Origin of the sequence: Cohnella sp. SGD-V74 (assembly GCF_003001675.1) — a bacterium.
Taxonomy (GTDB): Bacteria; Bacillota; Bacilli; order Paenibacillales; family Paenibacillaceae; genus Cohnella.
In genome coordinates this window covers 213222-231393 of sequence record NZ_PVYW01000008.1, presented here as the reverse complement: position 1 = coordinate 231393, position 18172 = coordinate 213222, and the positions used below count along the sequence as shown (strand labels likewise).

23 protein-coding genes and 1 pseudogene are annotated in these 18172 nt (G+C 57.4%); 8 read left to right on the top strand and 16 right to left on the bottom strand.

The features are described 5' to 3' along the window. Nucleotides 1–22: 22 nt before the first annotated feature. From B0G52_RS36625 to B0G52_RS14485, 6 genes and pseudogenes are all read right to left on the bottom strand, one after another. Entirely contained in the window at nucleotides 23–715 is a 693-nt protein-coding gene (locus B0G52_RS36625) for an MFS transporter (protein WP_369827057.1), read from the bottom strand. An 85-nt stretch (nucleotides 716–800) separates the two neighbouring features. Further along, nucleotides 801–1142, bottom strand: a pseudogene (locus B0G52_RS36620) (MFS transporter); the annotation flags it as partial. A 202-nt stretch (nucleotides 1143–1344) separates the two neighbouring features. Next, nucleotides 1345–1704 carry a 50S ribosomal protein L20 gene (gene rplT / locus B0G52_RS14500; protein ID WP_094045463.1) on the bottom strand — a complete coding sequence of 120 codons (360 nt, stop codon included), beginning with the start codon at nucleotides 1702–1704 and terminating at the stop codon, nucleotides 1345–1347. A gap of 139 nt (nucleotides 1705–1843) precedes the next feature. Continuing rightward, nucleotides 1844–2044 (bottom strand): 50S ribosomal protein L35, encoded by a 201-nt coding sequence (gene rpmI, locus B0G52_RS14495; RefSeq protein WP_094045461.1) that lies wholly within the window; start codon nucleotides 2042–2044, stop codon nucleotides 1844–1846. 16 nt (nucleotides 2045–2060) lie between these two features. After that, the gene (gene infC / locus B0G52_RS14490; RefSeq protein ID WP_094045459.1) at nucleotides 2061–2651 is read right to left on the bottom strand and encodes a translation initiation factor IF-3; all 591 of its coding nucleotides are present in this window, start codon (nucleotides 2649–2651) and stop codon (nucleotides 2061–2063) included. A 243-nt stretch (nucleotides 2652–2894) separates the two neighbouring features. Then, the gene (locus tag B0G52_RS14485; RefSeq protein ID WP_094045457.1) at nucleotides 2895–4133 is read right to left on the bottom strand and encodes a glycosyltransferase family 2 protein; all 1239 of its coding nucleotides are present in this window, start codon (nucleotides 4131–4133) and stop codon (nucleotides 2895–2897) included. Nucleotides 4134–4645: 512 nt separating this feature from the next. On the opposite strand from B0G52_RS14485, the gene B0G52_RS14475 reads away from it, so the two are divergent. Continuing rightward, on the top strand, nucleotides 4646–5170 hold the full coding sequence (locus B0G52_RS14475) for a phosphatase PAP2 family protein (RefSeq protein WP_094045453.1): 525 nt from the start codon (nucleotides 4646–4648) through the stop codon (nucleotides 5168–5170). A 245-nt stretch (nucleotides 5171–5415) separates the two neighbouring features. On the opposite strand, the gene trmB is transcribed toward B0G52_RS14475, so the two are convergent. After that, nucleotides 5416–6177: a tRNA (guanosine(46)-N7)-methyltransferase TrmB gene (trmB, locus tag B0G52_RS14470; RefSeq protein ID WP_094045451.1), complete on the bottom strand. Its 762-nt coding sequence runs from the start codon at nucleotides 6175–6177 to the stop codon at nucleotides 5416–5418. Between the two features lie 140 nt (nucleotides 6178–6317). Here trmB and B0G52_RS14465 point away from each other — a divergent pair, with 140 nt between their 5' ends. Beyond that, entirely contained in the window at nucleotides 6318–6722 is a 405-nt protein-coding gene (locus B0G52_RS14465; RefSeq protein WP_094045449.1) for a cupredoxin domain-containing protein, read from the top strand. A 65-nt stretch (nucleotides 6723–6787) separates the two neighbouring features. Here the strand turns inward: B0G52_RS14465 and B0G52_RS14460 are convergent, their stop codons facing one another. Next, complete coding sequence (locus B0G52_RS14460; protein ID WP_094045447.1) at nucleotides 6788–7420, bottom strand: phosphatase PAP2 family protein; 633 nt, start codon at nucleotides 7418–7420, stop codon at nucleotides 6788–6790. 93 nt (nucleotides 7421–7513) lie between these two features. Between B0G52_RS14460 and B0G52_RS14455 the strand changes: the two genes are divergently transcribed. Together B0G52_RS14455 and B0G52_RS14450 are read left to right on the top strand one after the other, a co-directional pair. Next, on the top strand, nucleotides 7514–7873 hold the full coding sequence (locus B0G52_RS14455; protein WP_094045445.1) for a hypothetical protein: 360 nt from the start codon (nucleotides 7514–7516) through the stop codon (nucleotides 7871–7873). Between the two features lie 98 nt (nucleotides 7874–7971). Next, nucleotides 7972–8772, top strand: coding sequence for a YitT family protein (locus B0G52_RS14450; protein WP_158223715.1), 801 nt, complete (start codon nucleotides 7972–7974; stop codon nucleotides 8770–8772). A 44-nt stretch (nucleotides 8773–8816) separates the two neighbouring features. Here the strand turns inward: B0G52_RS14450 and B0G52_RS14445 are convergent, their stop codons facing one another. From B0G52_RS14445 to B0G52_RS14415, 7 genes are all read right to left on the bottom strand, one after another. Next, the gene (locus B0G52_RS14445) at nucleotides 8817–9497 is read right to left on the bottom strand and encodes a hypothetical protein (protein ID WP_094045441.1); all 681 of its coding nucleotides are present in this window, start codon (nucleotides 9495–9497) and stop codon (nucleotides 8817–8819) included. Beyond that, nucleotides 9494–10387, bottom strand: a complete 894-nt coding sequence (locus B0G52_RS14440) for an ABC transporter ATP-binding protein (protein WP_094045439.1) — start codon at nucleotides 10385–10387, stop codon at nucleotides 9494–9496. Before B0G52_RS14440 ends, B0G52_RS14445 begins: the two co-directional genes overlap by 4 nt. After that, entirely contained in the window at nucleotides 10384–10755 is a 372-nt protein-coding gene (locus tag B0G52_RS14435) for a GntR family transcriptional regulator (protein ID WP_094045437.1), read from the bottom strand. The genes B0G52_RS14440 and B0G52_RS14435 overlap by 4 nt, the downstream gene beginning before the upstream one ends. A 179-nt stretch (nucleotides 10756–10934) precedes the next feature. Further along, nucleotides 10935–11933, bottom strand: coding sequence for an ABC transporter substrate-binding protein (locus tag B0G52_RS14430; RefSeq protein ID WP_158223714.1), 999 nt, complete (start codon nucleotides 11931–11933; stop codon nucleotides 10935–10937). Between the two features lie 57 nt (nucleotides 11934–11990). Next, nucleotides 11991–12779 carry an ABC transporter substrate-binding protein gene (locus B0G52_RS14425; RefSeq protein WP_094045433.1) on the bottom strand — a complete coding sequence of 263 codons (789 nt, stop codon included), beginning with the start codon at nucleotides 12777–12779 and terminating at the stop codon, nucleotides 11991–11993. Continuing rightward, entirely contained in the window at nucleotides 12779–13678 is a 900-nt protein-coding gene (locus B0G52_RS14420; RefSeq protein WP_094045431.1) for a helix-turn-helix transcriptional regulator, read from the bottom strand. Before B0G52_RS14420 ends, B0G52_RS14425 begins: the two co-directional genes overlap by 1 nt. A gap of 219 nt (nucleotides 13679–13897) precedes the next feature. Further along, nucleotides 13898–14083 carry a hypothetical protein gene (locus B0G52_RS14415; protein WP_094045429.1) on the bottom strand — a complete coding sequence of 62 codons (186 nt, stop codon included), beginning with the start codon at nucleotides 14081–14083 and terminating at the stop codon, nucleotides 13898–13900. A 320-nt stretch (nucleotides 14084–14403) separates the two neighbouring features. Between B0G52_RS14415 and mnmL the strand changes: the two genes are divergently transcribed. The 4 genes from mnmL to B0G52_RS14395 all read left to right on the top strand — a co-directional run bounded on the left by mnmL (nucleotide 14404) and on the right by B0G52_RS14395 (nucleotide 17583). Beyond that, nucleotides 14404–15360: a tRNA modification radical SAM protein MnmL/YtqA gene (gene mnmL / locus B0G52_RS14410; RefSeq protein ID WP_094045427.1), complete on the top strand. Its 957-nt coding sequence runs from the start codon at nucleotides 14404–14406 to the stop codon at nucleotides 15358–15360. Nucleotides 15361–15391: 31 nt separating this feature from the next. Continuing rightward, nucleotides 15392–15970, top strand: coding sequence for a tRNA 5-(aminomethyl)-2-thiouridylate-methyltransferase MnmM (mnmM, locus tag B0G52_RS14405; protein ID WP_094045425.1), 579 nt, complete (start codon nucleotides 15392–15394; stop codon nucleotides 15968–15970). 28 nt (nucleotides 15971–15998) lie between these two features. After that, complete coding sequence (locus tag B0G52_RS14400) at nucleotides 15999–16967, top strand: type I phosphomannose isomerase catalytic subunit (RefSeq protein ID WP_094045423.1); 969 nt, start codon at nucleotides 15999–16001, stop codon at nucleotides 16965–16967. 130 nt (nucleotides 16968–17097) lie between these two features. Next, nucleotides 17098–17583 (top strand): hypothetical protein, encoded by a 486-nt coding sequence (locus B0G52_RS14395; RefSeq protein ID WP_094045421.1) that lies wholly within the window; start codon nucleotides 17098–17100, stop codon nucleotides 17581–17583. An 86-nt stretch (nucleotides 17584–17669) separates the two neighbouring features. Here B0G52_RS14395 and B0G52_RS14390 read toward each other — a convergent pair whose 3' ends face one another. Further along, the gene (locus B0G52_RS14390) at nucleotides 17670–18158 is read right to left on the bottom strand and encodes a GAF domain-containing protein (protein WP_094045419.1); all 489 of its coding nucleotides are present in this window, start codon (nucleotides 18156–18158) and stop codon (nucleotides 17670–17672) included. Between the last annotated feature and the right edge of the window lie 14 nt (nucleotides 18159–18172).

Genomic DNA, 18172 nt, shown 5'->3' with positions numbered 1-18172 from the left:
CCCTCGCACCGAGGCCCGGCTGTCAAGGCACCCCGCCTTGCTCGGCCGGGCCTTGGCTTCTTCCCGGACGGAATACGAAACCCAGCAAAGAGAATACGAGAAACGCGGCCCCCAGAATGAGAAATATGCTGTGAACGGATACGTAGCGTATGCCGAATCCGCCAAGCGCCGGGCCTAACATACTGCCGACACTGAAATGAATCGAAGCGATCACGTTCGCCGTCGGCAGCATGGGCCGGGGCAAAATATCCGCCGCATAAGCGAGGCCGAGCGTATAGAACGAGCCGACCACTCCTCCCGCAAGGGCGAACAGCAGGAACAGCGCCGCGACTTGGCTTCCCGCCGCCGGAATCGCCAGGAACGCGAAAGCACCCGTCAGTCCGCAGACGATCAGCACCGGCTTGCGCCCGATTCTGTCGCTGAGCATGCCAAGCGGAAGCTGCAGCACAAGCGAACCCACGCCGAACGCCAATAGCAGCAGCGATATCCAGTGTCCCTCCAGTCCGATCCGCAAGCCGTACAGCGGGAAGCTGCTGTTCATGGAAGCCTCCATTAATCCGTACAGCAGTCCCGGGATCAGCACGAACCAGGCAGCCCGGTAGGTAATCATGAACCGGTTGCCCTGCGCCGCCTCCCTTTTGTTCCGCTCGGGAAATTCGTTGTCCAGCCGCAGCACGAGCAGCAGCACAACGATGAAGATCGCCCCCCGTGACAAGGAACGGCACAGCTCTGCCGAGCGGCAGCAGATTAATCCCTAGCGGCCCTAGGCTAAACCCGATTCCGTAGGCCATGCCGTAGAAGGAAATATACTTGCCTCTCGCTTGTGCAGGACTTGAGCTGACGATCCACAGCTGGGTCGTGTAGTGAAGCGCGCTGTCCCCGGCTCCCACCAGCAGCCGCAGGACGAACCAGACGGCCAGCGAATCGACCAGCGGAAACAGCAGCCCGGCCACCGACACGACTGCGATGCCGGCGACGATGACGTTGCGATAGCCGTAGCGCATCACCGGCCTCTCGATGAAGAACATGGTGCAGAAAACCCCGATGTACAGCGCCGCCGAGTTCATCCCGTTCGCATCCGAAGAAACCCCGGATTGCTCCAGCATGATCGACAGCAGCGGCAGAAGCAGCCCTTGGCTCATCCCGCCCACGACGACGGCCAGAAGCAAAATCGTTAGGCGATAACGGAAGGAAGAGGATTCCGAAGCGATAACTCCCGATGTCAAACCGATCAACCCTCCTTGTTGCAACCGCGCGATCGCCCTCCCCTCTCCGGACGCGGAGAAGTAGGCACACAACGAAAACAAGCCCCGGTAGCCCGGGGCCTGTCGACGTACGCGGAAATTACGCGTTGATTTTCTCTTTGGCTGCGCCGGCCAGCGAGTTGAACGCGCTGATGTCGTTCACGGCCAGGTCGGCAAGCATTTTACGGTTTACTTCGATGCCGGCCAATTTCAGGCCGTGCATCAGTTTGCTGTAGCTCAGGCCGTTCTGACGAGCTGCTGCATTGATACGCACGATCCACAGTTTGCGGAAGTTCCGCTTCGTCTGACGACGGTCGCGGTATGCGTACATCAAGGATTTCATGACTTGCTCTTTAGCTTTCTTAAAGAGGCGGTGCTTCGCGCCCCAGTAACCTTTAGCCAACTTCAACATTCTATTGCGACGACGGCGCGTGACGAATCCGCCTTTGACTCTTGCCATGATTCATTACCTCCCGGAAGTGTTCGATATGAGGTTCAAAAGTCCGATTTTGATCACGAAGCGATATCCTGAAGCGGATTCGACGTCGAATCTTGAATTCAGCCGGGCTGAAAACCGAACTTAATCGCTCAATCCTGTATTATTTCAAGTTAGCGATTTGTTGCTGCATGCGGCGAACGTCGCCTTGGGCAACCAGCGGCTGCGTGCCCAGAACGCGCTTCTGGCGTCCGGACTTGTGGGACAGCAAGTGGTTTTTGTACGCTTTGAAGCGTTTGACTTTGCCCGTTCCGGTTACTTTGAAACGGTCTTTCAAGCTGCTGTGAGTTTTCATCTTAGGCATGGAATATATCCTCCTGTCAGTGGGGTTTCGGCGCCAGAATCATAATCATGCTGCGGCCTTCCAGCTTAGGCATGCGTTCAACGATACAAATGTCGGTAACTTCGTTGGCCACCCGCTCCAGGATCTTCTGGCCGAGCCTGGCATGCGTAATTTCGCGACCGCGGAACCGCACGGAGCATTTCACCTTGTCGCCGTCTTTCAAAAATTTCACAACGTTGCGAAACTTCGTCTGGTAGTCGTGTTCCTCGATGTTCGCACGAAACCAAACTTCTTTGAGGTCGACGATTTTCTGATTCTTCCGAGCTTCCTTTTCCTTCTTCTGCTGCTCATAACGGAACTTGCCGTAGTCCATAATGCGGCACACCGGCGGTTTCGCCTGCGGCGCTACGTTGACTAGGTCAAGATTCGCGTCAATGGCCATCTGCATCGCTTCACGGAAAGGTTTGATCCCCAGTTGCTCGCCTTCGGAGCCGACCAACCTGACTTCTTTCGCCCGGATTTCCTCGTTGATTTGATGATCCTTGCTAATAATGTTCCACCTCCGAAATAGTCTACCGAACTTAAGGTTTGCACAAACAAAAAAATGCGAGCCGCATTCGGCCCGCATTCCAGTCCTCACGTTAACGTTCGTGCCGGGAAACCGAAGTCTCCGCCGCACTATCCGTTCGTCGGCTACGCTGACCCGTCAGCCATAGCCGATCGGGTGAGAAGCGGGCGCTTCTGCTTGCGCGTGCTGATTAATTTTCATAAACAGTCACATCGACCACTTTAACACGGCTTGCGCGGAATGTCAACAGAAGCTCGCGCAAATTCAAGGCGGCATGTTCAAGGGCGTGCCGCAGCCGCGTCGTTACATCTGCTTACCCTGCACTTCTTCCAGACGGATCACGCGCGTATGCTTCGTATGGCTCCACGTCTTGTTGTTCTGCGTGAAGAACGCGTAGAACGCGATCGGCCACCAGGAGAGGAAGAATACCGGGAACAGCAGCAGCTTCAAGTACATTCTCCAGTTGACTTTCTCCATCAGCATCGCGATCGGACATTGCAGGTAACCGTACAGCACGATCGTCAGCGACAGCCCGAGCGGCATTTTCGAATAGATCGAGGTCAGATTCGGGTCGCCCGGGAGCATCATGTCGAACCAGAGCGCCAGCGTCACGAGAAAGCCGATCAAGTAAATAAACGCGTTGAAAATGTACAGCGCGGCATCGATCTTGACGATGCTGCCCGTGCGGATTCCCTGCCACAGCAGCGGGAACATGTAACGGCGCGATACGTCGAAGTGTCCTTGCATCCAGCGCAGGCGCTGGCGGGCGGACGCCCGGAACGTAATCGGCTTCTCGTCGTAGACGCGCGCGTCGTAGTTGAATTTCGGATAGATGCCTCTTTGAATGCAGCGAACGGTGAACTCCAGGTCTTCGACGAGACTGGTCGCTCCCCATCCCATCTCTTTAAGCAGCTTCGTCTCGAAGCACATGCCCGTTCCGCCAAGGAAATTGGACAGCTTCAGGTTAAAGCGCGGCAGCTGCCACAGCCGATTGCAGAACCAGTAGGTAATGCCGTTGGCGGCGCTGATCCAGGAATCGTGCGGATTCTTCGTATCCAGATAACCTTGGACGACGCGGTACCCGTTGCACAGATCCTCGTTCATATATTGCAGGAAGTTCGTCGCGACCAGATTGTCGGCGTCGAACATGACGATCGCATCGTATTGGCGGGGATTTTTCCACAATTCCTTAAGCATCCACTCGATGGCGAATCCTTTGCCCCGCTCGTTCGGATTCGTTCTTTCGCAGGCGTACACGCCTTCGTAGCCGCGTACGATATCCGCCGTCCCATCCGTGCAGTTGTCGCAGATGACGAAAATATCGAACAGCTCGCGCGGATAGTCCATTTTCAGCAAATTCTCGATCAATGCCCCGACGACCGCCTCTTCGTTATGCGCGGCGACGATGAGCGCGAACGACTTGGTCGGCTTGTGCGTGATCCGCTCTTTCCTCCGGTACCAACCGAAAAAGGACAGAATGATCTGATACACGCCAATGGCCGCAGCAATAGCTTGAATGACCAGAAGAACGTTGTTGAACATATTCAATTGTACCCCCTAGATCCCTTTTTTCTTTTTTTCTCTTTATTCTCTCTTTGTTTGTGTGTAGGCGTTGCAGTCGATGCTCTCCTGACCTTGCTCCTCCCGTCCTGCCGTGTTATCCTCCAGAAGAGGTAATCTTGATTTTCTTGCCTTTGCTTCCTTTTGTCAAAACCGGATGAGCGCCGTTTAGGCGGCCCTGGCCCGAGATGAGGGAATGGCGCCGGACAAGCCCCAAGCGCAAAAGCATTTGCTCCTCCCCAGCCTCTGATTTCATCGATTTCCTCGTTTTTTCTATCCGGAGACCTATGCCAGCGATTAAAAAAGTTAACGTCAGGAAGAGATCGAATGTTGCTGCCAAAACAAGACATTTTTCGACAGGAAGGCGAATCTCTCCATTGAAAGTTTACCCAACGCGCCGGATTGTAAAACGAAAACCGACTTAATACTGCCGTGACAATCGCATTGTATGCTGAAAGAGGATCAGACATTCCGCACCGAAGGAGATGGAGTTCATGAGCCGGATTTACCGCATGCTCCAGGAAGTCGAACGTCCTTTGTTTCTATACGTCAACATCCGCTGGAATCGATCCACCTTGAACTGGTTGTTTCATACGCTGTCGCTGTTAGCGGGAGCGACCTTCAGCTTAAGCCTGTCCCTGCTGGCCGCCTTGTTCGCTCCCGAGCCGTGGAACGAAGCGGGGCGGCTCGCGCTTGCCTCCGTCGTCCTCAGCCATATTCCCGTCGCAATCGCCAAGAGAAGCGCCCCCCGTCTTCGTCCCTACCAGGTATTCCCGCAAGCCAATACGAACCGCCGTCCGCTGAAGGACCCTTCTTTCCCTTCCGGGCACACGACGGCCGCATTCGCCATGCTGACGCCGTGGATGATGGCCCAGCCGCTGCTCATTCCGATGCTGCTGCCGATCGGGATCGGCGTGGCGCTGTCCCGCGTCTACTTCGGCCTGCATTTCCCGAGCGACACGGCCGTGGGCGCGCTCCTCGGAGCCTCGACCGCATTTCTTCTGTCCATCTGGATATAAAAAGGGACCGCCCTGTAAGTCGTCAAAAGGCAACAATAGAATCATCGATGGAATAAGTACCGGGGTATGTATCTCCTTACGCTGCTTATACGGCCATGAAATCAGGAATCGCTTAACCCGTGACAGGGTAATTTCATGACCGTATGAGGCAGGCGCTTCGCTCTCCAGGAGATACATACCCCTCTTTTATCTCGATGATTTATGTTGCATGACTTACAAGGACGGTCCCTTTTACAATCTGCGACTTATTCGTCTTCCGATTCGAAATCTTTGGTCGAGCCCCGGCTGAGCTGCTTCTCCAGCTCGTCCGCAACGCGGCGGCGGTGCTCTTCGCGGACCTTGTCGCCCACGACCGCCTCCAGGCGGTAGATCGGCTTTCCTTGCCCGACGAACTTGGCTTCGTACTCCGTCAGCACCAGGTCTTCGCGAATGCCGTTCCTGTGCAGATCGAGCGAGATGTTGCGCATCTGCAGCTCGACGTCCGAGAAGCTGTTCAGCGAAAACTCGAACAGGCTGAGGGAATCCGTCTTGAAGTGAATTTCCCCGATCTCGCTCAGCACGCGCTTATACTTCGCCAGGAAACGCGGGTGAGTCAACCGGCGTTTGCCATGCTTCGACTTCGGCCAAGGATCGCTGAAATTCAAATAAATGCGCTCCAATTCGCCTTCCTCGAACATCTCCTCCAGAAATTCGACGTTCCCTCTGACGAGGGCCAAATTCGGCACGGTGTCGGATTCGCGCTCGCCCTTCCACAGCGCTCTCGCCTTCTCGCTCGCGCGGCTGAGCAGCTCGTCGTACATATCCATGCCGATATAGTTAATGTCCGGATTGTTCGCGCTCCACCGGCTGATGAATTGGCCTTTGCCCATGCCGCATTCGATGTGGATCGGACGGTCGTTGCCGAAGAACTCGTTCCACCGCCCCTTAAGCTTGCGAGGCTCGAATACGATCAAATCCGTCTGGCGCTCCAAATCTTCCTTCATGCTTTTCCTGCCGCGAAGTCTCATCTGTTCCGTTTCCTCCTGCCGCCGATTAGGCCGCTTAGCGTTCAATGAATTCTATTGTGACCAAACTGCCGCCGGTTGTAAAGGGAGCAATCGGGGTATATTAACGAAAAAGGATTCATTAAGGAGGTCCATTCGCACCCATGAACACGACTCGACGAATCATTGCTCTTATCGCGCTTGCGGCGCTATTCGCGCTCGGGGCATGCGGCGGCAACACCGGCAAGAACGAAGCCTCTCCATCCCCGACCGTCAGTCCGACGACCCCGGCGGGCGGAGGAGGAGCAACGAACGAAGTCACGATCAAGGCCACCAACTGGAAGTTCGAGCCGGCTGAAATCCGCGTCAAGGCGGGGGACACGCTCAAGCTTACGCTGCAAAATACGCAGGGAGCGCACGGCATCGAGATCAGCGACCTCAACGTGACGCTCAAAAACAACGAAACGAAAGAAATCAAGCTGGACGAAGCGGGCAGCTACGAGTTCCACTGCTCGATCCAATGCGGACAAGGGCATGACGCGATGACCGGCTTCATCGTCGTCGAATAGTCGAATCAATGAAGAAGGAATGCGGCAGTCCCGTCGGGGCGGCCAGCATTCCTTCTTTAAGGTTATCATCGCGAGGGCTTGCGAATCCAGCCGCGAAACAGCTCGATGCCGAGCCCCAGCCAGACCATGCTCGCCAAGTAGCCGGCCAGCACGTCGCTCGGGTAATGAACGCCGAGGTAAATCCGGCTTAGCCCGATGGAGAGCACGAGCAGCGAGGCCAGCGCAATCAACGCGAGCCTTCCCCGTTTACTCCCGATATGTCTCCACAGCAAGTACGCCAGAACCCCGTAAAGAGCGAACGCAGCCATCGAATGCCCGCTCGGGAAGCTGAAGCCCGTCTCCTCCGCCAAGCGATACAAATTCGGCCTCTCCCTCTGAAAAACGCCCTTGAGCAGCAGATTAAACAGCGCGGCTCCGCTGACGGAGAAGACGAGCAGCAGCAATTCTTTGCGATGTCCGAGCACCGCGGCGAGCAGCGCTCCGATCGCGACGACGAGAACGGTGACGCCTCCCGTCGAACCGATCTGGCTCAGCGTCAGGGCGATTCGGGTCGCCGGCGCGGACTCCCAGCCTTGGACAATCCGGATCACTTCTGAATCGAAGGAAGTCGCTCTCTCCTCCATAACAAGCCAACTGACGGCAATAAATAAAAGAACGGCCAACAGAGCCCATAGGTACGCCCTGCGATAAATCTTCATCTTCGCTTGTACTCTCCTTGCCCCGGTTGAATTGAGGATATCGCATTTCGTATGGTATCATAAGAGTACCGGATAACGAAAGGAGGAACGGGAATGACCGCGACGATACAGCCGTTTCGCAACAAGTCGTTCGTCCTCTTCCTGCTTGCCGCTTTCGTTCTGCTCTGCATGCCGACCGTGTCGATCGGCGACAACTTCCTGACGTCCCAAAGCTCCTCTCTCGCGCACGACGTGCCGAACAGCGTCAAAGTGACCAAGCGCGCGTCCGCATCGCTGAACAGCAAGGCGCTCATTACCGCGCTGCTGCTGCTTATTTTCCATTTCAGCCTTCATGCTTATTCCACTTATATCGTTCCGGCTTCCAAGACCGTTTCCCTTCCCGTCCACTTGCCCGGTCTGCGCAAGCTTCTATTGATGCCTCTCAAGTTTACCTCCACTTACGTCCGTATGTAGACATTCCCTTCCAGGCTTCAGCGTTCTCGCGGAAGTTTATTTGAACTGCCGCCTTCCAGCGCTCAACTTCATATCGGATGGAAAGGGTGAATGCCAACATGGCCAACATGCGCATCTCCGTCCGGCTTGCATGGGTAACGTTCGGATCGATTCTATCCGCGGCCGGTTTGGAGCTGTTTCTAGTCCCGCACAACATGATCATCGGAGGAATGACCGGCGCGTCCGCCATCTTCTCGTATTTGTCGGAAATGCGTCTCGGATTGTTCCTGTTCCTGCTTAACTTGCCCTTCCTCTTGTTTCGGTATCGCAAATTGGATGCCCACACCCGTCTATTGACGTTTGCAGGGCTGTCCATCTTGTCTCTCAGCGCGTTCTTCCTCCATCCCGCTCCGGCGGCGCTGGATCATACGCTGGCCTCGACGGCCGCCGGCGGCGTCGCGCTGGGCATCGGAATCGGCATCGTGCTGCGTTTCGGAGGCTTCCTCGACGCCGCGGACGGCCTGGCAATGACCTCGGAGGCGAAGACCCCGGGCCGCATTCGCAGAAGCTACTGGATCTTCAACGGTTCCGTCCTGTTCGCGGGAGGTTTTGTCTTCGGATGGGATGAAGCGATGTATTCGGTCATTGCCTTCCTGCTCGCGTATCGCTGCTCCGACTTCGCGCTAAGCGGCTTCTCGCTGACGCGGATGGTATGGATTACGAGCGAGTCGGGCGAAGAAATTCGCGAGGCGCTGCGAAGCCGATACGGCAAAGAAGTCATTCTCTTGGATAACGAAGAAACCGGCAGAGGAAAAATGATGGTCTGTACAGTAAGCCGCATGGAGCAAGCATCCGTCATTCGCTTCATCCGTTCGCTGGATCCGAATTGCTCGCTCGCTTTCCACGCGGCTCATCGATGAACAAGGGGCATTCCGCCATCCTTTCGGCGGAATGCCCCTTTGTCTTACGCGGTCGCTTTGCGAAGCAGACCGTAGGATGCGGCGACGTAAACCAGTGTCAGAACGAGAAGCCCGTTCGCCAGTTCAAGCACAGAAATGCCCACGACCCAATCCAGCACCTGCCCCCACTTATCGAAATAGGTAGTCAGGTAGAACGCGACGGTAAGCGCGAGCCCCAGCACAATGAACACGCCGAACAGTCCGTTGCGTCCCACTTTGCGATAGACTGCCCCGATTGCGAAGCCGCAGAAGAACAAATTCATCATGATGATGAAGAAAATCCAGAACTGCGACAGCAGCGAACCGTCGGTAAGATAGGGAACGTTGAAGAAGTGCAATCCGATTCCCCAGTAATCCGTCGCCCTCTCCACGTAGCCGACCAGAAGCAGTGCGATCGCCGTACCGACGCTGACAAGCGCGATCGTCGCGGACGTTCCCAGGAAGTAGTCCTTTCTGCGGGCGCCGAAGCTGATGAGGAACGGATACGTCTGCCCTACGCTGACGATGCCGATCACCATCATGTAGATGAAGATGGAAGCCAGGCCGCCCGTCTTGATCTCCTCGTCGATCAGGCTTCCGATAATGACATTCACCGCGAAGCTCGACCCCAGGATAATCCAGGGAAGCATCAGCCATGACAATCTGTCGGTCAGATGCGTCTTAACAATTCCCGTTACTCTGCTCATTGCGCCGCCTCCTCGCTATTCCCGTTTCCTCCGGTCATATGGACAACCATCTGCTGCAGCGATACCGGGCCGATCTCCAGCCCCAGCTCGGTCGCCCGCATCCGTTCTTGCGCGCTTAGCTGTCCGAGCACCGTCGCCGACATCAGGCCGCCGAACGGAGCGCGATGAATGATCCTTTTTCCCGCCAGGAAATCTTCCACCTTGGAAGCCGCTCCGACGACGTTGGACGCGTTGCCCCTGAGCGTCTCCGCTTCCTCGTCGAGCAGCAGCTTGCCCCCGTCGATGACGAGAACGTGCTCCAGCAGTTGGCTGACCTCGTCGATCAGATGGGTGGATAACACAATCGTGCGCGGATATTCGGCGTAATCCTGCAGCAACCTGTCGTAGAACAGATTTCTCGCGACCGCATCCAGACCGAGATACGGCTCGTCGAAAATCGTCAGCGGCGCTCTGCTCGCCAGGCCGACAACGATGCCGACGGCGGAGAGCATCCCTCTGGACAGCTTCTTCATCCTGCGCTTGAGCGGAAGCCGGAAATCCTCGACGAGCGCCATCGCGAGCTCTTTATCCCAATTGGGAAAGAACAGCGGACTTACGTTCAGCACGTCCTTCACCCGGAACGTCTCCGGATACTTCTGACTCTCTTTAATGAAGCAGATGCGGTTCAGCACCTTTTCGTTCTCGTAAGGCTCTTCCCCGAACACCTTCAGCTCTCCGGACGTCTTGAAGATTTGCGCCGTCAGCATGTGCATGATCGTCGTCTTGCCCGCCCCGTTCCTTCCGAGCAGCCCGTAGATTTTCCCTTCCTCGAGCGTAAAGCTGACGTTGTCCACCGCCTTCACCTTGCCGTAATGCTTCGACAACCCGCTTACTTCTACGATCTTCGTCATTGCTCCTTCGCCCCTCTCTTGATCATGTCCGTCAACTGATCCGCCGTGATGCCCAGCTTCTCCGCTTCCTTGACCATCGACACGACATACTGTTCGTAAAATTGTTCTTTGCGCTTGCCGACAATAATGTCCCGCACTCCCGTCGCCACAAACATCCCGATCCCTCGCTTTTTATACAAAATTCCTTGATCCACGAGCAGGTTGATCCCTTTCAAAGCCGTCGCCGGATTGATCTGATAGAAGGCCGCGAACTGATTGATCGAGGGCACCTGGGACTCTTCCGGCAGATTTCCCTCCAAAATGTCGTTCTCAATCCGTTCCGCGATCTGTACGAAGATGGGGCGGCTGTCGTCCATCGGAAATGACATTTTCTCACCACCATGTTATTCGGTTAGTTACTGATGTAATTAACTATATATCCAACTAAGCGGACTGTCAAGCGGTCAATCGCCCGCCTTTTTTGGCAATGCCCCGTCAAAGCGCAAAGGGCCGCAACAGCTCGCCTTTCGGCAGCCGTTACAGCCCTTTGCTTCGCGGATGTACCGCTCTATTGGTTGAAGAACCCGATCACTTGATCCAAGGCGACGCTGTTGCTGATATAGCCGTTGCCCCGCCAGATTTCCGTCGAGCTCACGAGTACGCGGTCCTGCTTGACGGCGGGCAGATCGGCCCACAGCTTGCTGCTCTTCAAATCTTCGACCGCCTTCTTCTGATCCTCCTGCGTATCGCTCTCGTCCGTCTCCAGCACGATGAAGTCTGCGTCGGCGAGCTCCGGCATCATCTCCAGCGAGATTTGCTCGGAACCGTACTTCTTCTCCAGATTCGACGGCTTAAAGCCGAGATCGGCGAGCAGGTCCTTCTTGTCCTTGCCCATGACCCAGATCGATTTGCCGATGTAGAGCATGACCCCCACAGGCTCCTCGCCCAGCTCGGCCTTGAGCGTGTCTCTCGCCTCCGCCAGCTTGGCCTCGTACTGCTCCAGCTTGCTCTCCGCGGTATCCTTGCGGCCGAGCAGCTCGCCGAAGCGGACGAGCATCTGGCGCCAATCGGCTTCCGGCGTCCATACGTTCGTGTAGACGAACGTCGGAGCCACCTTGGAGAAGGAGTTATACACGGAATCGTCCGGCGGGTATCCGAACACGATCAGATCGGGCTCGTAGCTAAGCGCGACTTCCGGAGTCAGACCGGGATCGAAGTGAAGCTTCGGCACGTCGGGAAAATAGTCGTCCAGATACGCGTACTGGTAACGGACGACAGGCTTCACCTCGAGAGCGGCCAAGTAGTCCTCCATGCCGGTGGCGATAATTCGCTTCGGCTCGGTTGGAATGACCAGCTCCTTGCCGGTCTCGTCGGTAACCGTGCGCGCCTCTTCCGTCGGCGAAGCCGAAGGCGTTTCCGGCGCTGGCAAAGCCGAAGCGGCGGGCGTTGCCGCGGATGCGGACGGCGCTGCCGGCGCGTTGTTTGTATCGGACGAGCATGCCGCCATCGTCAAAACAAGCAGTAATACGGCTATCAGTAATGCGGATTGCTTCCCCAAGCTTTTCAAAACCATTCCCTCTTCCCGATTGATAATCGTTCTCATCCGAATTATAGGGCGTCCCATTTATGCGTTGCCATGGACAATAATCGGCACTTGAGATGGAGATTCATCGGCCAGGAGAGCGGATATCCCATTAAGTATGCAGTCGTGGGCCAACGCGGAGTATTCGAACCACGGAGCAAGGGGCACGCGATAGACTCGGCCGGAGCGAACGGCTTTCAGCCGCTGCCAATGGTCCGTGCTTTGCAGCGCGTCCCACATCTTCTCGGCCGCCTCGTAATCTCCGACCGTGACGATGATCCGATCGGCATCGAATTCGGCCAGCCGATCGGGAGCGACGGAGGCGATGTCCTCGAACGGAAGCGGCGAACGCAGCCCCAGATCGCCGTACAGCACGTCGGCCAGGTTCCGGCTGCCGTACACGAGATAGTCCGTCTCCATGACCAGCAGCGCAAGGATCGTCTCGTCGCGGACGCTGCGCGCCACGCGTTCGCGAACGGCCGCAGCCTTGCGTCCGTATTCGGACAGCCATTGCCGGGCCTCCGGCTCCCGTCCGACCCATGCGGCAATGTCCAGCAGCTGCTCGCGCCACCCGGTCTCGCACCAATCGACGATATGCGTGGCGGCAATATGCCGCAGACGGTCCGATTCCCAGGAATGGATATAACCCGTGCCGATAATCAAATCCGGCTCCGCGTCCTGCAGAAGACCCAGGTTCGCTTCCCAGAGCTGCTCGCGATTGTGCGAATCGTCGGTCAGACGCAGCGAGATCGCGTCGTAACGCGGGCCGGGAGACTGACTTGCCCATTCGGGACTGAAGGCGGCCGCGCACGGATCTACCCCCAGCGCCATCAATTGCCCCGTGACGGGATAGTTGTAGGAAGCGACCCGCAGCTTCCTGCCGCGGCCGAAGACCGAAGGGCCATGCCCGCGTACTGCTTGAATTTCCGGCTGAAATAGTATTCGTCGCTGAAGCCGACGCGCCTGGATACTTCCCGCACGCTTGCGCCCGGGATCAGCAGCAAGACGCGGGCGGCGGCCATGCGGCGTCTGTTCAGGTAGGCGATCGGGCTTATGCCGTACAGCTTCTTGAACAGCTCCATATAATACTTGGGGTTTAATCTCGCCATTCGGCACAGCCGGTCGATCGTCAGTCGCTGCGCGTAATGCTCGTCGATGTATCGCTTCGTGCGTTCGACGGCGACGACGGTCGTGTCCGTCTCGGGACTGCCCTCGCTGCGCAGCATCGTATAGATTAATTCCTGAAGAGCCGCGCGGCAGCCCAGCCGTTCGAGCGCCGTTTCTCCGCGGGAGCGCGCGCATATTTTCTCGCACAGCGCTGCGATGGCGTCATGCTCGAGCGACGGCCAGCTCAGGCAGCCGAACCCTTCGGAGCCTTGGCCGGCGCCTGCTTGCGCTTTCCGTTCCGAATCGGCGGTCATGTGGAACAGATAGATCTCGTAAGCCCCGCCCGATCGCAGCGAAATATCGACCGAGCGTCCCTGCTCGACGAAGGCGGCCGCTCCTTCGGTCAGCAGCTCCACGTTCTCTCGCGAACGAATTTCGACTTGTCCTCTGGCCGCCACCAGGAGCAGACGGGACGACAGACGAGGGGAACGATAGCTCCAAGGCTCGTTCGCGCCCGCGTGCCTCTCCGCGCGGTCCAGCCCGAGCTCCCCGTCCTGCAGAACGGACAAGCGGCCTATGTCGGGAGCCGAAGCCAGAATCGCTGATTCGTTATGTAAGGCCATGCCGGATCACTTCCATCCCGTTATGAGAATTGCCGTGCACAGTCGCGCGGACTAAGCGGAGCGTTACACGACCAATATTGATAATGATTATCATTATTGATTTTATACAACCGGACGAATTTGCACAACGCTCAATTCCTGTATCTTCTCTGGACATAACAAAAAAGGCCAATCCCCATTTTATAGGAATTAGCCCTTTGATTGCGCATTCTTGATCCGTTAGTGCGTTTGCTTGTTTTCCTCGAGGTAGTGATCCTCGATCACGTGATTCAGTTTCTTCCTGGCCGAAATCTCGATGCTATGGTTATTGGGAAACTTAGCTCCTGCCAGCGCCAAAACTTCTTTCACCGTCAATTCGACTTTTACCGTATCGTCCCCTTGAGGAATCCGTACGCTTGTGTTCATTGCCTTCACCTCTCCAATGGATGTTTTAAGTTGCCTTAGCTTGCCCGGAATATGGAATCGACATGAATTGAGCTTGAGAAAATGGTGTGATGTCAGGTTTTTTCATTGATTTGTCGCACTTTTAATATAACACACCATGTTAGGTATTGCAAGTTTAAAGCTGACGATTTCCGCCCAAAAATCGATGTTCGTTTGGGATGCAATCTCGGGCGATTCATCGGAATTCGGAATGAATACACGTTCCCGTCTACGGGTCCTCTCGCAATTTGGTACGATATTCGCTACAATAATACCGACTTCTGTTAAGGACGGATGCAACGATGACTACGGACGAAACGGACCAACGCACACCCTTGCTTTGGACGGACAAAAGATTCCATACGTGGAACTACGAAATGCGCGAGACGTTCGGAACGAAAATTTTCAAGGTGATGCTCGATGCCGGGTTCACTTGCCCGAACCGGGACGGCAGCATCGCCGCCGGCGGCTGCACGTTCTGCAGCACGAGAGGCTCGGGAGACTTCGCCGGCAGCCGGCGCGACGATCTCGTCTCCCAGTTCAACAAGATCCGCGACCGCCAGCATCTGAAGTGGCCCGAAGCGAAGTATATCGGCTACTTCCAGGCTTATACGAACACCTATGCCCCGGTGGAGACGCTGCGGGAATACTACGAAGTCGTTCTGGAGCAGCCCGGCGTCGTCGGCTTATCGATCGCCACCCGTCCGGACTGCTTGCCGGACGACGTCGTCGATTATTTGGCCGAGCTGAACGAACGCACGTATTTATGGGTCGAGATGGGCCTGCAGACGATTCACGAATCGACCTCACAGCTCATTAATCGCGCGCACGACACGGCGTGCTTCGTCGATGCCGTGCGGAGGCTGCGGGAACGGGGCATCCGCGTCTGCGCGCATATTATCCACGGCTTGCCGGGAGAGACGCGCGAGATGATGCTGGACACCGTCGGCGCCGTGGCGAACATGGACGTGCAGGGCATCAAAATTCATCTGCTCCATCTGATGCGCAAGACGCCGATGGTTCGCCAGTGGAAGGAAGGCCTGCTGCGGTTTCTCGACATGGACGAATACATATCGCTTGTCGTCGACTCGCTGGAGATGCTCCCGCCGGACATGGTCGTTCACCGGCTGACGGGCGACGCGCCGCGCGACCTGCTGATCGGGCCGATGTGGAGCCTGCGCAAATGGGAAGTGCTGAACGCCATCGACGGCGAGCTCGTCCGCCGCAACAGCTGGCAGGGCAAAGCTTGGAAGGCGTGATCGGGATTTATGGGGAAAGGGGACGGAGCTGATGGGTTTCCTGTCTGTACTCAGTCAAGCGCAGCGCTGGGTGAAGGAGCGGGCTGGGCCGGGCGACTGCGTCGTGGACGCGACCGCCGGCAACGGCTCGGATACGCTGTTTCTGGCCCGGACGGTCGGACCGAGGGGCCGCGTGTTCGCCTTCGACGTGCAGGAGGAGGCGCTGGAGAGCACGCGGCGCAGGCTGGCGGACGATCCGGATGCCGGGAAGCTGGCTCCGGCAGAGCTCGTGCTGGCCGGTCACGAGACGATGGAAGCCGCGCTCCCGGCCGATCTGCACGGCCGCGTAGCCGCCGTCATGTTCAACCTCGGCTACTTGCCCGGCGCATCGTCCCCCTTGATTACGCTGCCCGGCACGACGCTGGCCGCCCTGCAAGCGGCCGTCCGGCTGCTGCGCGGCGGCGGTGCGCTGACCGCCGTCGTCTATCCCGGCCACGAGGGCGGCAAGGAAGAGGCCGACGCCGTCGAAGCTTGGGCGGCGGAGCTTCCGCAGACGGTCGCGCAAGCGGTCGTCTACCGTTTTCCCCAGAAGCCGGGTTCGCCCTATCTCATCGCATTGAACAAACGGTAACATTCATCTATTAGGAGGCTATAACACAATGAGCGTACAACCTTATCCGCTGCATTTTAAACCGGAATTCAAAGAAAGAGTATGGGGAGGCCGCGCGCTGGAGAAGTTCGGCTTCGACGTTCCTGCAGGCGCGATCGGCGAAGGCTGGATGATCGCCGATCACCCGAACGGCGTATCGCACGTCACGAACGGCGCGTTCGCGGGCAAAGGGCTGGACGAAATCCGCGAGGCGGTCGGCGAGAGCTGGTTCGGCTCGAAGGGCGCTTCCGGCAACGGGCGCTTCCCCTTGCTGATCAAGCTGCTCGACTGCAACGACGACTTGTCGATCCAGGTTCACCCGAACGATACTTACGAGAAGCTGCCGCAAGGCGAGCTGGGCAAGACGGAAATGTGGTACGTGCTGGACGCCAAGCCGGACGCAAAAATCATTTACGGCCTGAAGCCGGGCGTAGACCGGGAAGCGATGGCCAAGGCGATCGAGGAAAACCGGATCATGGACTGCTTGCAGGAGGTGTCCGTCAAGGCGGGAGACACGTTCTACATTCCGGCCGGCACGGTGCATGCGCTGTGCGCGGGCGTCGTCGTGGCGGAAATTCAGCAAAACTCGGACACGACGTACCGGCTGTACGACTACGACCGTCCGGGTCTGGACGGCAAGCCGCGCGAGCTGCATATCGAAGACTCGCTGAACGTTACGGCCTACGAAGGCGCGGGCGCCGAGCGGATGGATACATCCTCCGCCGTGCCGGGAGAGTGGCTGACGCTGGCGAAGTCGCCGTATTTCAAGACGGACAAAGGCATCGTGCGCGGACCGTGGTCGCTGTCCACGACGCCGGACAGCTTCGTCATCGTGATCGTCTGCGAAGGCAGCGGCACGATTGGCTGGGAGAGCGGCCTCGTCGACGCCAAAGCCGGAGACTGCTTCCTGCTGCCGGCCAATCTGGGCGGCTATACGCTGGACGGCTCGATGACCGTGCTTCGCAGCCTGGTGCCTTGAGCCGATTCGGGCTGACGGCTTCCGTTTCGGATGAGTCAATCGTGAAACGGGAGCTGGGAAGGATTCTGCCCGGCTTTGTCGAATATAGGGCAGACGACCGACCATACGACTTGCGAAAGGATAGATGACCATGCGGCAGGGACTAATCATTGCGGGACTCGGTTTGGCAGTATGGGCCGTGCCTACCCTCTTCTTCCTTTTGTTCGGAGACTGGGTGCTGCTTGAAGTCGGGGAAGCTTATTTCGGAACCTCCTTGTTCCTGCTCGAAATGCTGTCGCTGCTGCTGCTGATCGGCCTGGCCTTGATCGTCAGGCTGAGACTCGTCAAGGAGCGCGGCTCCGCCGCCCGGTTCGGCTACGCGGCCGCAGTTATCGGGCTGCTGCTGAACGCGTTCGTCATTTGGCACAGAGGCTCGGTGTTCTCCTCGTTCACCGAAGGACAGCATCACGCTTATGCGGTATGGATGACGTTCGCTTATGTCTTGACGCTGCTCGTCCCGGCCATCGTGGACCGGATCGTGAAGGAACCGGCAAAAGTCGAAGAGACGCCCGCCGTCTCCGATCCGGCCGTCGCCGAAGAGGCCGGTCCGGACGAAGAAGCGGCTCGTCCACTGTAACAACATTGAAGAGGCTTTCCGCGCATCATCGGAAGATGAGTGCGGAAAGCCTCTTTTGGCATTCGCGGGCGGAAAGCTCCGGTCCGTTACAGATGGCTGCCGAGCGCTTCGACGAACCCGGTCAAGCCGCGAACGTCGTCTGCATCGAAACGGGCGAAGCGGGGGCTGTCGATATCCAGCACGCCAATCAGCCGTCTCTCCCGATCGCGCAGAGGAAGAACGATCTCCGAGTTCGAAGCGGCGTCGCAGGCGATGTGGCCGGGAAACTCGTGCACGTTGTCGACGACGACCGTCTCCCCCTGCTGCGCCGCCGTGCCGCACACGCCCTTGCCGAGAGGGATGCGGATGCACGCGGGCAATCCCTGGAACGGACCAAGCACCAGTTCCTCCTTCTCTTCCTCCAGCAAGTAAAACCCGACCCAATTGATCTCATCGAGAAATTGGTTCAGCAGAGCCGAGGCGTTGGCCAGATTGGCGACGCGGTTCGGCTCATCCGCGACGAGATGCTCCAGTTGGCGCGTCAACGTCCCGTAATTGTCTTCCTTCGTGCCGGTATAGATTTCTTTGGCGAACATGCTGCCGTCTCCTT

Coding starts and splice junctions, on each gene's coding strand:
- rplT (WP_094045463.1), bottom strand. CDS start 1,704: ATGGCAAGAGTCAAAGGCGGATTCGTCACGCGCCGTCGTCGCAATAGA.
- rpmI (WP_094045461.1), bottom strand. CDS start 2,044: ATGCCTAAGATGAAAACTCACAGCAGCTTGAAAGACCGTTTCAAAGTA.
- infC (WP_094045459.1), bottom strand. CDS start 2,651: ATGCGGGCCGAATGCGGCTCGCATTTTTTTGTTTGTGCAAACCTTAAG.
- B0G52_RS14485 (WP_094045457.1), bottom strand. CDS start 4,133: ATGTTCAACAACGTTCTTCTGGTCATTCAAGCTATTGCTGCGGCCATT.
- B0G52_RS14475 (WP_094045453.1), top strand. CDS start 4,646: ATGAGCCGGATTTACCGCATGCTCCAGGAAGTCGAACGTCCTTTGTTT.
- trmB (WP_094045451.1), bottom strand. CDS start 6,177: ATGAGACTTCGCGGCAGGAAAAGCATGAAGGAAGATTTGGAGCGCCAG.
- B0G52_RS14465 (WP_094045449.1), top strand. CDS start 6,318: ATGAACACGACTCGACGAATCATTGCTCTTATCGCGCTTGCGGCGCTA.
- B0G52_RS14460 (WP_094045447.1), bottom strand. CDS start 7,420: ATGAAGATTTATCGCAGGGCGTACCTATGGGCTCTGTTGGCCGTTCTT.
- B0G52_RS14455 (WP_094045445.1), top strand. CDS start 7,514: ATGACCGCGACGATACAGCCGTTTCGCAACAAGTCGTTCGTCCTCTTC.
- B0G52_RS14450 (WP_158223715.1), top strand. CDS start 7,972: ATGGCCAACATGCGCATCTCCGTCCGGCTTGCATGGGTAACGTTCGGA.
- B0G52_RS14445 (WP_094045441.1), bottom strand. CDS start 9,497: ATGAGCAGAGTAACGGGAATTGTTAAGACGCATCTGACCGACAGATTG.
- B0G52_RS14440 (WP_094045439.1), bottom strand. CDS start 10,387: ATGACGAAGATCGTAGAAGTAAGCGGGTTGTCGAAGCATTACGGCAAG.
- B0G52_RS14435 (WP_094045437.1), bottom strand. CDS start 10,755: ATGTCATTTCCGATGGACGACAGCCGCCCCATCTTCGTACAGATCGCG.
- B0G52_RS14425 (WP_094045433.1), bottom strand. CDS start 12,779: ATGGCGCTGGGGGTAGATCCGTGCGCGGCCGCCTTCAGTCCCGAATGG.
- B0G52_RS14420 (WP_094045431.1), bottom strand. CDS start 13,678: ATGGCCTTACATAACGAATCAGCGATTCTGGCTTCGGCTCCCGACATA.
- B0G52_RS14415 (WP_094045429.1), bottom strand. CDS start 14,083: ATGAACACAAGCGTACGGATTCCTCAAGGGGACGATACGGTAAAAGTC.
- mnmL (WP_094045427.1), top strand. CDS start 14,404: ATGACTACGGACGAAACGGACCAACGCACACCCTTGCTTTGGACGGAC.
- mnmM (WP_094045425.1), top strand. CDS start 15,392: ATGGGTTTCCTGTCTGTACTCAGTCAAGCGCAGCGCTGGGTGAAGGAG.
- B0G52_RS14400 (WP_094045423.1), top strand. CDS start 15,999: ATGAGCGTACAACCTTATCCGCTGCATTTTAAACCGGAATTCAAAGAA.
- B0G52_RS14395 (WP_094045421.1), top strand. CDS start 17,098: ATGCGGCAGGGACTAATCATTGCGGGACTCGGTTTGGCAGTATGGGCC.
- B0G52_RS14390 (WP_094045419.1), bottom strand. CDS start 18,158: ATGTTCGCCAAAGAAATCTATACCGGCACGAAGGAAGACAATTACGGG.